This is a genomic window from Proteus columbae, assembly GCF_002777965.1.
GTDB classification, from domain to species: Bacteria; Pseudomonadota; Gammaproteobacteria; order Enterobacterales; family Enterobacteriaceae; genus Proteus; species Proteus columbae.
In genome coordinates, this window is sequence record NZ_NGVR01000017.1 from 39,836 (window position 1) to 53,493 (window position 13,658).

Annotated in this window: 13 protein-coding genes; 5 read left to right on the top strand and 8 right to left on the bottom strand. The window is 37.9% G+C overall.

Annotated features, from left to right (window positions below):
* Positions 1 to 193: 193 nt before the first annotated feature.
* From truC to syd, 3 genes are all read right to left on the bottom strand, one after another.
* On the bottom strand, positions 194 to 958 hold the full coding sequence (gene truC, locus CBE70_RS06910) for a tRNA pseudouridine(65) synthase TruC (RefSeq protein WP_100158761.1): 765 nt from the start codon (positions 956 to 958) through the stop codon (positions 194 to 196).
* Positions 959 to 966: 8 nt separating this feature from the next.
* On the bottom strand, positions 967 to 1,290 hold the full coding sequence (locus CBE70_RS06915) for a YqcC family protein (protein ID WP_100158762.1): 324 nt from the start codon (positions 1,288 to 1,290) through the stop codon (positions 967 to 969).
* A gap of 465 nt (positions 1,291 to 1,755) precedes the next feature.
* Positions 1,756 to 2,307 (bottom strand): SecY-interacting protein, encoded by a 552-nt coding sequence (gene syd / locus CBE70_RS06920; RefSeq protein WP_198585701.1) that lies wholly within the window; start codon positions 2,305 to 2,307, stop codon positions 1,756 to 1,758.
* 156 nt (positions 2,308 to 2,463) lie between these two features.
* Here syd and queF point away from each other — a divergent pair, with 156 nt between their 5' ends.
* From queF to xni, 3 genes are all read left to right on the top strand, one after another.
* Positions 2,464 to 3,309, top strand: coding sequence for an NADPH-dependent 7-cyano-7-deazaguanine reductase QueF (gene queF, locus CBE70_RS06925; protein WP_100158763.1), 846 nt, complete (start codon positions 2,464 to 2,466; stop codon positions 3,307 to 3,309).
* A gap of 90 nt (positions 3,310 to 3,399) precedes the next feature.
* Positions 3,400 to 4,767, top strand: coding sequence for a nucleotide 5'-monophosphate nucleosidase PpnN (gene ppnN / locus CBE70_RS06930; RefSeq protein WP_036913815.1), 1,368 nt, complete (start codon positions 3,400 to 3,402; stop codon positions 4,765 to 4,767).
* 6 nt (positions 4,768 to 4,773) lie between these two features.
* Positions 4,774 to 5,523 carry a flap endonuclease Xni gene (xni, locus tag CBE70_RS06935; RefSeq protein ID WP_098941999.1) on the top strand — a complete coding sequence of 250 codons (750 nt, stop codon included), beginning with the start codon at positions 4,774 to 4,776 and terminating at the stop codon, positions 5,521 to 5,523.
* A gap of 132 nt (positions 5,524 to 5,655) precedes the next feature.
* Here xni and rlmM read toward each other — a convergent pair whose 3' ends face one another.
* From rlmM to CBE70_RS06950, 3 genes are read right to left on the bottom strand one after another with little or no spacing between them, the layout of a single operon-like run.
* Positions 5,656 to 6,753 (bottom strand): 23S rRNA (cytidine(2498)-2'-O)-methyltransferase RlmM, encoded by a 1,098-nt coding sequence (gene rlmM, locus CBE70_RS06940; RefSeq protein WP_100158764.1) that lies wholly within the window; start codon positions 6,751 to 6,753, stop codon positions 5,656 to 5,658.
* Positions 6,746 to 7,141 carry a DUF423 domain-containing protein gene (locus CBE70_RS06945; RefSeq protein WP_036913817.1) on the bottom strand — a complete coding sequence of 132 codons (396 nt, stop codon included), beginning with the start codon at positions 7,139 to 7,141 and terminating at the stop codon, positions 6,746 to 6,748. Before CBE70_RS06945 ends, rlmM begins: the two co-directional genes overlap by 8 nt.
* Before the next feature lie 43 nt (positions 7,142 to 7,184).
* Positions 7,185 to 8,105, bottom strand: coding sequence for a transcriptional regulator GcvA (locus CBE70_RS06950; RefSeq protein WP_023582728.1), 921 nt, complete (start codon positions 8,103 to 8,105; stop codon positions 7,185 to 7,187).
* Between the two features lie 662 nt (positions 8,106 to 8,767).
* Between CBE70_RS06950 and csdA the strand changes: the two genes are divergently transcribed.
* Together csdA and csdE are read left to right on the top strand one after the other, a co-directional pair.
* Entirely contained in the window at positions 8,768 to 9,979 is a 1,212-nt protein-coding gene (gene csdA / locus CBE70_RS06955) for a cysteine desulfurase CsdA (RefSeq protein ID WP_100158765.1), read from the top strand.
* Positions 9,980 to 9,984: 5 nt separating this feature from the next.
* Positions 9,985 to 10,425: a cysteine desulfurase sulfur acceptor subunit CsdE gene (gene csdE / locus CBE70_RS06960; protein ID WP_100158766.1), complete on the top strand. Its 441-nt coding sequence runs from the start codon at positions 9,985 to 9,987 to the stop codon at positions 10,423 to 10,425.
* Between the two features lie 891 nt (positions 10,426 to 11,316).
* On the opposite strand, the gene tcdA is transcribed toward csdE, so the two are convergent.
* Together tcdA and mltA are read right to left on the bottom strand one after the other, a co-directional pair.
* Entirely contained in the window at positions 11,317 to 12,165 is an 849-nt protein-coding gene (tcdA, locus tag CBE70_RS06965; RefSeq protein WP_100158924.1) for a tRNA cyclic N6-threonylcarbamoyladenosine(37) synthase TcdA, read from the bottom strand.
* A 110-nt stretch (positions 12,166 to 12,275) separates the two neighbouring features.
* Positions 12,276 to 13,370 (bottom strand): murein transglycosylase A, encoded by a 1,095-nt coding sequence (gene mltA / locus CBE70_RS06970; RefSeq protein WP_100158767.1) that lies wholly within the window; start codon positions 13,368 to 13,370, stop codon positions 12,276 to 12,278.
* Positions 13,371 to 13,658: the final 288 nt, after the last annotated feature.

The following is a 13,658-nucleotide window of genomic DNA, read 5'->3' on the forward strand; positions in this document are numbered from 1 at the left end:
ACATCATAAAATAAATCGCTTAATGAATACATGATAGCTGTCACGTTTCAAACATGTGATCAGATCAATTAATAGAATTATATATTTTACAAATAGTTAAAATAGATTATAAATTTGCGCAAACCATTAAGACTTAAGTAAAAAAGCCTTAATAGTCACGTATAGAAAGTAATATTTGAAGTTAAGAAAGGAATTAAAAATGATGAGCTAAATCTTCACCATACTGCTCTAATTCAGGTCTTAATCCACGCCAACCAAATTGATTAATCAGGTGTTGCCAAGACAGATCCCATTTAGCTGTTAAGTTAAGTGGTTGCAATGTGATTGGATGAATTAAGTTTAGATGGCTTGCATGTAACATCAAGCGATGAGATTGAAAATGATTTACAACACCACGGTTTTGACGTAAATCACCATGAGCAGTATCACCAATAATTGGGTGTCGAATATGAGACATATGGCGACGTAATTGATGCTTGCGCCCTGTTTCAGGACGTAGTTCTAATAAACTAAATCGAGATGTAGGATAACGCCCAATCGCAACCTCTTTTTCAACAGTTCCTAATGGCTGGCAGTGCGTCACGCAATCTTGAATTTGTGGAGGTTGGGTTGCAAATTTATCTGCAATTTTGTCGAGTTCCTCGACTAAAGGGCTATCAATAACAGATGCTTCTTCAACGTATCCTCGGACAACAGCATGATATATTTTTTCTGTTTTATGTTGTTCAAAAGATTGAGATAGCGCCCTAGCAACATCTGAAGAAAGCGCCATTAATAGAACACCTGATGTAGGCCTATCTAGACGATGCACAGGAAAAACATGTTGCCCTATTTGATCTCTTAGTGTCTGCATCACAAACACTGTTTCATGTCTATCTAACCAACTGCGGTGAACAAGCCAACCCGCAGGTTTATTCACCGCAACAAGATGTTCATCTTGATAAATAATATCTAGCATTATCGACCTTATGATTTAAACATTGCGTCAAGTTCACGCAAATGATTGAGTAAATCAGTAACATCTCGACTCTTATCTTCTTTAAATGCTTCTTCATAATAAGGTGCGATTGCAAATGTATTAGGTAATGGTATCTCGTTTTCAATCATTGATGACAATCTCGGAATTAATACCCACTGTAACCATTCATGAGCACTCATTGTATCAATACAGAAAGGCTCAACACTTTCAAATGCTTGTTCAGTAGGAGACTCTAATTGCCATAGCTCAATGTTCTTCATCTCTTCTTCAATCAAGAGCAATTTTGCTAAAATGCGTTGTTCTGGTGTCATCATTTATCCCTTATATAAAACTTACGAATAAGGATAACATTGGGATGGAATAGCAGAAAACAAATAAAAAAATAAAAGGAGCCGAAACTCCTTTTAGACAAGAAAAATAGTTGTCTGTACAACACATGCGTCCAAGCAAAACCGTTTTTATCTATCCCTGTGATTAAGTCCGTATCCACATTAATGGAAATATCCTATTTCCTGTGTCCTTGATTACTCTACATTTTATCGGTTACCAAACAGTCCCTTAGTTGGTGGACGTAGAATGCCAATAATTGATTAGTTAAACAACCCACTAAACAAAAACAATTAAAGCGCCATAACTATAAATAAAAACAATAAGTTATTAACTTATTGCTTTACTTAAATAAATCAATTTTATTTTTATTCGTGACGTTTTTTGGTAAAAATATACACACTTTTTTGTAAGATATATCTCACAAGAAAAAAGGTTTATAGACTACATTACTCATTATATACAGCGACTAATTCTGATAGAAAAAGAGATAAATTTTCAGCCAAAACTTCTCTTTTCTTTTTACCGAACGTTTCCAGAATGACTTCACCGGAAACATTGCACACAGAAATTATTTCATTTTCCGAATCTGTGGTGCCAATAAACAATGTGGGGGTAAGTTTTAAACGCTTTTGAGTTACCAAATGACCAATAATATTTTCTTGCAAGCGAATAAAATCCTCTTCACTCCACACTTGGATCAAGCTGAAATCTACCTCTCTAAAACGAACCTGCATATCACCAGCATACTGAGTGGTAAAATAATCGTGCAATTCAGGACGAATAATAATTCCCATCGCTTTTTCAACTTTTTCTAGTTTATCTGTTCCTACAAAAGGTTGCGGTAACCAGTAAACAACTTCATCACCTGTTCTTGATATACAAATAGAAGGAACACCATAAAGATCTTCACTTGCAGGAGGTAAACCTGATTTTTCTTGCCACAAATCAACATATTTTTGCGTAAAGGTTTTTAATTCAGAGGAGATATTTTCAATCATGATTATCTGTTTTATCTATTTAAATAAGAATTTCCTTTATGTTACCTGATTATGTCACTAATTCAGAGCATCAAAAATAAAGCATTCATATACTATTGATGTTTCAATAGTATAATTAACCTTCTTTTATTTTCAGCTAAAGTTAGGATGTAAATTATGTCTTTATATCAAGGCGATAAATCTCTTGAAGCATTATCTCTGGGCAAAGAGACGCAATATCATAATCAATATGATGCCGGATTATTGCAAGGTGTACCACGTAGCCTAAATCGAGACTCACTCTCTTTAACTGCTGAAAATTTACCTTTTCATGGTGGTGATATTTGGACTATGTATGAGCTCTCATGGCTCAATAGCAAAGGCTTACCACAAGTTGCTATTGGTCATGTTGAATTAGATGCAACTACTGAAAATCTCATTGAATCTAAAAGTTTTAAATTATATCTCAATAGTTTTAATCAAACTCGTTTTGAAAGTTGGGATATCGTCGAAAAAACCTTGCTTAAAGATTTAACGACTTGTGCTAAAGGCAAAATTAATCTGACCATTTATCCACTTTCGCATTTTACATCACAACCTATTGTTGATTTTGCTGGAGAGTGTATTGATGAACAAGATATTGAAATTGATAATTATCAGTTTGATGTGCAATGGTTAAACGAATCAACAACCGATACACTGGTTGAAGAAACCCTTGTCAGCCATCTGTTAAAATCAAATTGCCTTATTACCCATCAACCAGATTGGGGATCAGTTGCTATTCAATACAAGGGTAAAAAGATTGATCGTGAAAAACTACTGCGCTATTTAGTTTCATTTAGACAACACAATGAATTTCATGAACAGTGTGTTGAGCGAATTTTCCACGATATCATGCAATTATGTAAGCCAGAGACATTAACTGTTTATGCCAGATATACGCGACGCGGTGGATTAGACATCAATCCTTGGCGTAGTAATTGTGAGTTTGTTCCAGAAATTAGTCGATTAGCCAGACAATAACGGAATAATGCCTGTATGTTAATATGATCTGTGTTATACCAAGATCAGTTGCACTTCAGTTTGTTATTTCAGGAGAAAAAGGAGTCCTACGTGATAACTCATGTCAGCCCATTAGGTTCCATGGATCTGCTTTCACAGCTAGAAGTTGATATGCTAAAGAGAACCGCAAGCAGTGATCTTTATCAGCTGTTTCGCAATTGTTCTCTCGCTGTTCTCAACTCTGGTAGCCTCACTGATAGTAGTAAAGAACTGTTATCTAAATACCAAGATTTTGATATTAACGTACTGCGCCGTGAACGTGGCGTAAAACTAGAGTTAGTCAATCCTCCTGAAGACGCCTTTGTTGACGGAAAAATTATTCGCTCACTACAAGCTAACTTATTCGCAGTGCTTCGTGACATATTGTTTGTTCACGGGCAGATCACAACAGCAAAACGTGATCTTCACCTGAACTTAGAAAATAGTACTCACATCACTAATACTATTTTCTCGATTTTGCGTAATGCACGAGCCCTTCATATTGATGAAGATCCTAATATGATCGTTTGCTGGGGTGGTCACTCTATCAACGAAACGGAATACCTTTACGGCAGAAAAGTAGGTAACGAATTAGGATTACGCGAACTCAATATTTGCACAGGCTGTGGGCCGGGTGCGATGGAAGCACCAATGAAAGGGGCTGCCGTTGGTCATGCTCAACAACGTTATAAAAATAGCCGTTTTATTGGTATGACAGAGCCTTCAATTATTGCGGCTGAGCCACCAAATCCATTAGTTAACGAACTGATTATTATGCCAGATATTGAAAAACGTCTGGAATCTTTCGTGCGAATTGGACATGGCATTATTATTTTCCCAGGCGGTGTAGGGACTGCGGAAGAATTGCTGTATCTGCTTGGTATTCTTATGTCTCCAGAAAACCAAGACCAAGTATTGCCACTGATTTTAACTGGCCCTAAAGAAAGTGCAGATTACTTTAATGTATTAGATGACTTTATCGCCAATACATTAGGCGACGAAGCTCGACGCCATTACCAAATTATTATTGATGATGCGCCTGAAGTTGCTCGTATCATGAAAAAATATATGCCTTTGGTAAAAGATAATCGCCGTAGTACTGGTGATGCTTATAGTTTTAACTGGTCAATGAAGATCAATGCTGATTTACAGCTTCCTTTTGAACCAACACATGAAAATATGGCATCGCTTAACTTAAGTACCGATCAATCACCTGAAAAATTAGCGGCTGACTTACGTCGCGCATTCTCTGGTATTGTTGCTGGTAACGTAAAAGAAGTGGGTATGAAAGCGATTGAAGCTTACGGCCCTTATAAAATTCATGGTGATCGTGAAATTATGCGTCGCATGGATATTTTATTAGCAGGCTTTGTTGAGCAACATCGTATGAAACTTCCGGGTGGTACAGCTTACCAACCATGTTACGAGATTATCAGCTAATTTATTATGATACATTTGCTGATTATTGATGCTTTAAACCTGATCCGCCGCATTCATGCGGCATCAGGTTCTTCCTGCCAGACTGTATGTGAACAAAGTGTCAACCAGCTGCTTGGTCACACACAACCTACTCATGCCGTAGCAGTCTTTGATGAAGACGACAGAGACGGTAGCTGGCGACATCAACTGTTACCCGATTATAAAGCGGGTCGCACACCAATGCCTGATGACTTGCGACAGCAATTACCTGAAATTAAAGCAATGTTACTTAATTTAGGAATACAGAGCTGGCACTCAGGCGGTGATGAAGCTGATGACGTTGCAGCAACATTGGCAACCAAAGTGGCAAGTGCAGGTTTTCGAGTCACGATTATTTCAACCGATAAAGGTTATTGCCAATTACTTTCTCCCTCTATTCGTATACGCGATTATTTTCAACGACGCTGGTTAGATTTAGAATTTATTAGAGCAGAATTTGGTGTCGAACCATCTCAACTTACCGACTATTGGGGATTAACGGGCGTAAGTAGCAGTAAGGTTGCAGGCGTTCCTGGTATTGGGCCTAAAAGTGCTACCGAGCTTTTACAAATTCACCCAGATCTAGAATCACTCTATCAGCATATTGATGATGTTCCGACTAAATGGCAAAACAAACTTATTACACATAAAGAGTCTGCATTTATCAGTCGGAAAATCACGACATTACGTACTGACATTCAATTAAACGGTAATCTACAACAGTTACGTTTAAAATAGCTAAGTTCCCAGTCGTTAAAACTCAACAAACAAATATCTTTGGATCACTAGCTCCCATTAAAAAAGGCTAAGTTTCTATTTATAAACTTAGCCTTTTATTGTCATCAATAAATCGATGTGTCTTGAACGGTTTTAGAACTCACGATCTGGTCGATAAGCAGCCCAAATATTTTGAATATGAACCGTTATCTCTTCTCTATCGTGATAAAGGTGCTTAGCTTGGATCTTAACGTTGATCCCTTTTTCTGCTAACTCTGACTTTATTTTTTCAAGGATATGAGAAACTTCCTCATAACGTTTTTTCATTGGTAGTTTTAAATTAAAGATAGCTTCGCGACACCATTCATTAGCAATCCACGTTGTCATCAACGCAGCAACTTTGGCTGGTTTTTCAACCATATCACAAACAAGCCATGTGATATTTTTAGATGTAGGTTCAAATTTAAAACCATCGACTTGGTGATGACGAACTTGTCCTGTATCCATTAACGATTGTGCCATCGGGCCATTATCAACAGCATGTACCATCATACTGCGTTTCACTAATTGATATGTCCAACCGCCGGGACATGCCCCTAAATCGACAGCTCTCATTCCACTGGCTAAACGCTCTTCCCATTCATCATAAGGAATGAAAATATGAAATGCTTCTTCAAGTTTTAATGTCGAACGACTTGGTGCATCTGATGGGAATTTTAACCGAGGAATACCCATATAAAATGCGGAATTATTGAAACTATAAGAATAGCCAACATAACAACATCCCGGTGCAATAAAAAACACATGTATAATAGGACGGCTAAAATTCTCTACTTTCAGCAAAATTTTCTCATTACGTAAATGATTACGTAATGGCACCGTAAATTTACGGCAGAATTTTAATAATTCTTTACTTTCGTTGGTGTCCGCAACTTCAACTCGAAGTTCACCCGCTTTTTCGACAACACCTTTTAGCATTCCAATAATCGGTGTAATTCTATCTTCTGGCGGTAAATCTTTAAGTAATTCACCTGTCACAAACATCTGACGAGCAAAAATTAATTCACGGAAACTCACTTCACGCGCAATCTTGTCTGCTTCACCCTCTTGGTAGCATTCAAAGATAACATAACCACTTCCCTCTTTAACACGAGGAAAACCATAAACGCCGATTTGACCTGCTTTATCCGTAATCTCAGCCGCGCACTCTTTTTCAAAACCTTGGCGACAATATAATGCAACTTTATTCATGGCGAGACGCCGGTGCCCTTAGACGCAAAGCGCCAATAAAAATTAAAGCCCAACCAATAAGAAAACTAAATCCACCAATTGGCGTAAAATAAGATAACAATCTAACTTGTGTTAGCGCCATACAATAAAGGCTACCACTGAAAAGTAGAATACCAACACCAAAGAAAATACCTGCCCAATAAAACCATAAAATGGTTTTACGCATTAACATTGCCGCGATCCCGACAAGTAATAAGGTATGGACGATTTGGTAGCGCATCGCTAACTGAATGTATTCCCAATGTTGTGGCGATAAATGAGGTGCAAGCTTATGAGTTGCAAATGCACCAAAAGCAACATAAAAGAAGCCACTAATCGCGGAAAACATAAGCAATGTACGACTATTCACTGTTTATTCCTTCCTATCTAGAAGATATTTGCCAATCACAATATTAAGATGATGTCAGTAAACCCAGCTTTTCTTGCTCATTCGCTGCTTGAGATAAAATCCATTGGCGAAAAGCCGCAATTTTACCCAATTCAGCCTGACTATCTTGGCAAACTAAATAAAATGCATTTTTACTAACAAGGACATCTGGAAAAGGTCTTACTAATCGACCTGATTCTATTTCACTACGTGCCATTACATTATTAACTAATGCAACGCCTTGTCCATGTACAGCAGCCTGTATTACCATTGAACTATGGCTAAAAATAGGCCCTTGTTGCACATTTATCTGATTTTGTATCTCTAATTGACGTACATAAGCTTGCCAATCTCGACGAGATGTATCATGTAGCAGTGTATGATAAATCAGATCGGATGGGGTTTTTAGTGGTTTTTCACCTGTAAGTAAAGATGGTGCACAAACAGGGATCAAATATTCCGCATAAAGGCGGTCTGTACGTAAACCAGTCCAATTTCCTCGACCATAAAAAATGGCGACATCAACATCGTCAGCTAGCTTATCTTCTTCTCTATCAACAGCCTGAATTCGCACATCAATTCCCGGATAAGCTTGATTAAACCCAGATAGCCGAGGTACTAACCATTGAATAGCAAAACTTGGAGAAAGGCTAACGGTAAGTGCGCCTTTCGCGCTTCGAGCTAATAATTTGCGAGTTGCCTCGTTAATTGATGAAAAGATTTCCTTAATATCGAGGTAATAACTCTGCCCTTCTTCGGTTAATAAAAGAGAGCGGTTGCGTCTTCTAAATAATTTTAGCCCAAGGAATTCTTCTAATGTTTTAATTTGGTGGCTCACTGCTGCTTGTGTCACAAATAATTCTTCAGCGGCTTTAGTAAAACTTAAATGACGTGCCGCTGAATCAAAAACCCTAAGCGCATTTAATGGCGGTAAACGTTTAGACATATTCGGTTCTTAAACCCCTATTTTGGCTATTAGTAGACCCTAACTTTCATCATTAGTTTTTTTTATGCGAAGCATTATAAATTGTCCCTTGATGATTAGCCAGTAAATACCTATAGTAAGCGCACTTCCTAAGCCGGAACGAAAAGTTGTGTAGTAGTAATACTGCAAAACTTTTGGCTTTGTGGTTGTGATGTTGTGTTTGCAAGTTGTCTGGAAATTCCAGACTTAGTAGCTGATGCTACTGTTTTTTTTCACTTCCTGTACATTTACCCTGTCTGTCCATAGTGATTTTATAGTGCACCGCCAAGGCGGTGCTTTTTTTATTCGCTATTTTTCTCTACTTTTTAATTACTCACACATACCGTTTTGATGTTTTAATCCATTTTTTATAATGAAGTTATCATCATTATTCTAAAAAACTCCCCACAAATTATCCCCGGTAAATTAAAATAAGAAAAAAGAGGATATTAATCTGATATCAGTGATTTTTTATTGAGTGAACTTTCATCATCTTAATCGTGTTATTATGGGCGCAATAAGCCATAACAAACGGATGCCCTCAGGTTTCCGTTATAAATAAATATAATTAACCGTATAATCTATACGCCCTATTTTTAACGACAAATCACGAAAATTTATTCGTCTACCAATACAGCCTAACTATGAACGTATTTTCACCTGATTTATTTCGACAACAATTTCCTGCACTTAAAGAAAAGACTATTTATCTCGATAGTGCAGCGACTGCATTAAAGCCTCTCGCCATGATAGAAGCCTCTGATGCGTTTTATCGCCATAATTTTGCAACGGTTCACCGTAGCCAATATCAGCATGCTAAAGAGACAACGCAACAATATGAGGCGACACGTCAACAAGTTGCCGAATTAATCAATAGTGTTGATAGTGATACGATTATTTGGACAAAAGGCACCACAGAATCACTCAACTTTATTGCTCAAGGTTATTTTCGCCCACGCTTACAAGCAGGTGATGAAATAATTGTTAGTGAGCAAGAACATCATGCAAACCTTATTCCTTGGTTGATACTGGCGGAACAAACAGGTGCACGAGTGATCCGTTGGGCTATTGAAGATCATTTTTTACCTTCAATTAATAGCTTAAATGCTTTAATCAATAAACGGACACGAATTGTTGCTGTTAGCCAAATGTCGAATGTGACAGGCGCTCAAATCGCATTAGATAAAGTGTCTCAATGCGTTCATCAATATGATAATTGCTTACTGGTTGTCGATGGAGCACAAGGTATTGCGCATCACCCAACAGATGTCACAGCATTTGATATCGATTTTTATGTTTTTTCTGCTCATAAACTTTATGGCCCTAATGGATTAGGTATTTGTTATGGCAAACGAAAACATTTAGAGGACATGGCACCTTGGCATGGTGGTGGAAAAATGCTAACTAACGCAACATTTGATGGTTTTACTCCAGCCCCTATTCCTCAGCGTTTTGAAGCTGGAACACCTAATGTTGCAGGTGTTATTGCATTTTCAGCCACATTAGCATGGTTAGAAAAACAAGATATGCATCAGGCTAACCAATATGCTCTTGAGCTTGCAGAAGAAGCTGAGAAGCGCCTGAGAGAGCTAAATGGGTTTATCAGTTACCGAGCTGCCAACTCATCAGTTGTTTCTTTTAATTTCGAAGGCATTCATCATAGTGATTTAGCAACATTAATCACAGAGAAAGGTATTGCATTACGCACAGGGCAACACTGCGCACAACCTCTTATTGATTCATTAAATACTTCAGGCTGTTTACGCATTTCTTTTATGCCTTATAATCAACTTTCTGATATTGATGCCTTTATTGACGCTGTTATTTTTGCGTTAACACTCTTAAAAGACGAATAATCATCATGACCAACATCACAACACAGCATCCTTTTGGTAATGAAATTACCCTAGATATCTTGCTTAATGATTTTCAAAAATCAAAAGCATGGGAAGATAAATATCGCCAGTTAATTCAACTTTCCCGCAAACTCCCTGCACTACCTAATGAATTAAAAACAACGGAAAAAGAGATAAAAGGGTGTGAGAACAAAGTATGGCTAGGTGTCGAATTAAATAATGACGGAAAATACCATGTTTATGGTGATAGTGATGGTCGTATTGTAAAAGGCTTACTGACTATTATTTTAGCCGCAGTTGAAAATAAAACGGCGCAAGAAATAGCTGATATCGATATGTTAGCGATTTTTGAACAATTAGGATTGGCTAATCAAATTAGCCAATCTCGTACTGACGGAGTGAATGCGATTATCGCACGATTAAAATCACTCACCTCTCAATCCTAACCTTAACTTAGGCTCAGAATCTCAATATATATTACAAATATATACTCTAAATAATTCAAGATGTAGCTAGGCGACAAGTGAATGAGTCGCTAGGAGCATACACAAGTATGTGACTAGTGCGAATGAACGCCGTCAACAACGCTACAGCTTGAATATATGCAAAAAAATACTCTAAATAATTCAAGATGTAGCTAGGCGACAAGTGAATGAGTCGCTAGGAGCATACACAAGTATGTGACTAGTGCGAATGAACGCCGTCAACAACGCTACAGCTTGAATATATGCAAAAAAATACTCTAAATAATTCAAGATGTAGCTAGGCGACAAGTGAATGAGTCGCTAGGAGCATACACAAGTATGTGACTAGTGCGAATGAACGCCGTCAACAACGCTACAGCTTGAATATATGCAAAAAAATACTCTAAATAATTCAAGATGTAGCTAGGCGACAAGTGAATGAGTCGCTAGGAGCATACACAAGTATGTGACTAGTGCGAATGAACGCCGTCAACAACGCTACAGCTTGAATATATGCAAAAAAATACTCTAAATAATTCAAGATGTAGCTAGGCGACAAGTGAATGAGTCGCTAGGAGCATACACAAGTATGTGACTAGTGCGAATGAACGCCGTCAACAACGCTACAGCTTGAATATATGCAAAAAAATACTCTAAATAATTCAAGATGTAGCTAGGCGACAAGTGAATGAGTCGCTAGGAGCATACACAAGTATGTGACTAGTGCGAATGAACGCCGTCAACAACGCTACAGCTTGAATATATGCAAAAAAATACTCTAAATAATTCAAGATGTAGCTAGGCGACAAGTGAATGAGTCGCTAGGAGCATACACAAGTATGTGACTAGTGCGAATGAACGCCGTCAACAACGCTACAGCTTGAAGTATGACGAGTATTCGCTACAGCTTGAAGTATGACGAGTACGTTGGGCTTTTGCTAACATCTTCTTCAATACATAAGACACCGCGATAAACCCAAACGATGCCGTTACCATCGTCACTGCACCAAAGCCGGCTGAACAATCCATTCTTTTCACACCATCCGCCGTACTTTTTGCCGCACAAACTGTACCATCGCCTTGTGGATAAACGAGTTGCTCTGTTGAGAAAACACAATCGATCCCTAATTTTCCCTTACTATTTTTTACGACATTAAAATCAGATTTCAAACGCTCTCTTAATTTAGCCGCTAAAGGATCTTGAATTGTTTTTGCTAAATCAACCACTTGGATTTGTGTTGGATCAATTTGCCCACCAGCACCACCCGTTGTGATCACCGGAATTTTATAACGGCGACAATAAGCTAACAATGCAGCCTTTGGCCTTACGCTATCAATTGCATCAATGACATAATCAAAGTTGTTATTCATCATTTCAGCGACATTATCAACCGTGACAAAATCATCAATACTGGTCACTTTGCATTCTGGATTGATTTCTAAAATACGCTGTTTCATTACATCGCATTTAGGCTGCCCCACGCTTTCTTTCAACGCATGTATTTGACGATTAGTGTTAGTCACACACACATCATCCATATCAATTAAGGTAATAGCACCAATTCCACTACGTGCTAATGCTTCAGCAGCCCAACTGCCGACCCCACCTATACCCACGACACAGATATGAGCCTGAGCAAAATAAGACAACGCTTTTTGCCCATAGAGTCGCCCTATTCCAGAAAAACGTTGTAAATATGAATCTGATAATGAATTTTGCATAATGCGATAACAACCTAAATAACAGAAATAATCATGGCTATTAATATCAATAGCCATGTCGTTTGCATAATTTTACCGTTAATAACGAGCTGATAAATAGTAAATCGTTTTTATGACGAAGGATTTAATAAGTTAAGCTGTGATTTTTTTAATACCCAAACACGTCCGTAATGATTATAAAAACCTGCCATATGACCAGCATCTTTACCAATCCCATGATAAATATCGAAATGATGCCCTTTAATTGCCCCACCTACATCTAATGCCACCATTAAACGCATTTGATATTCGCCTGTAAAACTACCTGTATTATCAAGTACAGGAATTTCAGCGAGCAACACCGTTCCGGCAGGAATAATACTTCGGTCGGAAGCCACAGAGGCAAGTGCAACAAGTGGGATAGCACTAGCGCCTCTAACAGGTGTGAAAGGCTCTGGTTTGAAAAAAACAAATGACGGATTTTCTTCTAATAATTTTCTTACTTCAGCATCATTGTGCTTATCAGCCCAATCTCTAATAGCAAGCATCGACATATCTTTTCTTTCTACTTCACCATTATCAATAAGTACTTTGCCAATACTACGGTAAGGGTGTCCGTTTTTTCCTGCATAACCAAAGAACGTTAAAGGTTTACCATCACCAAAATCAACATAACCACTTCCCTGAACTTCCATCATAAAATTATCCATAATGGAGTTACTGTAAGCTGCAATTAAAGATTGGCTTAATGCACCATTATAAATAGCGGCACGAGACGGCAACTTTGAACGGCTATTAGCTGGCATTTTATAAAGAGGATATTGGAATTCACCTTGTTGCGTTAAACGGGCTTCAAGAACAGGTGTGTAATATCCAGTAAATTGAACATTACCGTAATTATCAACGCCCTCCATTTGAAATGCAGAAAGATTGAATTGGCGTAATTGGCGAGTATCAGCACCTGATCGTAACCAGTTTTCTACCGCTTGATAAGTTTCTTTATTGCTATTGTATAAACGGGATGATGTTTGGTTTATCTGGCTTACTTGTTGTAAGTAATCAGGGCCATTAATCGGTGTACCTTGTGTATTTGGCGAACTTACCTCAATGAGATCTTGTTTAAGCTTTCCATCTTTATACTGTTGCCCTTGCTCTGTCGGACGATGACATCCAGTCAAGGCAAGCGCTAACATACCTAAAATTAACGATTTTCGCCAAGTAACCATTTTTTTCCCGCTTAATAACTAAATTTGAGTGCTGATTTTGGATGAGAAAGATACCAAAGCCAAATCAATAAAGATAATGAATATATACTCTAAATCATTCGAGTTGCAGCTAGGCGACAAGCAAAGATATCCCGATGGGCATACTCATGTATGTGATTCGGGTAGCTGAGCGTAGCCAACACCCCTACAACTTGAAGGATGACGAGTATACATGTTGTACCTGCATTCTATTATCACCCAATCAATATGACTTTTAAACATCAAGTATATACTCTAAATAACTTGATG

What these genes read in the sequence shown, in the direction of transcription:
- csdE (WP_100158766.1), top strand. Translation starts at nt 9,985, where the DNA reads ATGACCAACATCACAACACAGCATCCTTTTGGTAATGAAATTACCCTA.
- CBE70_RS06950 (WP_023582728.1), bottom strand. Translation starts at nt 8,105, where the DNA reads ATGTCTAAACGTTTACCGCCATTAAATGCGCTTAGGGTTTTTGATTCA.
- tcdA (WP_100158924.1), bottom strand. Translation starts at nt 12,165, where the DNA reads ATGCAAAATTCATTATCAGATTCATATTTACAACGTTTTTCTGGAATA.
- syd (WP_198585701.1), bottom strand. Translation starts at nt 2,307, where the DNA reads ATGATTGAAAATATCTCCTCTGAATTAAAAACCTTTACGCAAAAATAT.
- queF (WP_100158763.1), top strand. Translation starts at nt 2,464, where the DNA reads ATGTCTTTATATCAAGGCGATAAATCTCTTGAAGCATTATCTCTGGGC.
- CBE70_RS06915 (WP_100158762.1), bottom strand. Translation starts at nt 1,290, where the DNA reads ATGACACCAGAACAACGCATTTTAGCAAAATTGCTCTTGATTGAAGAA.
- rlmM (WP_100158764.1), bottom strand. Translation starts at nt 6,753, where the DNA reads ATGAATAAAGTTGCATTATATTGTCGCCAAGGTTTTGAAAAAGAGTGC.
- truC (WP_100158761.1), bottom strand. Translation starts at nt 958, where the DNA reads ATGCTAGATATTATTTATCAAGATGAACATCTTGTTGCGGTGAATAAA.
- mltA (WP_100158767.1), bottom strand. Translation starts at nt 13,370, where the DNA reads ATGGTTACTTGGCGAAAATCGTTAATTTTAGGTATGTTAGCGCTTGCC.
- xni (WP_098941999.1), top strand. Translation starts at nt 4,774, where the DNA reads ATGATACATTTGCTGATTATTGATGCTTTAAACCTGATCCGCCGCATT.
- csdA (WP_100158765.1), top strand. Translation starts at nt 8,768, where the DNA reads ATGAACGTATTTTCACCTGATTTATTTCGACAACAATTTCCTGCACTT.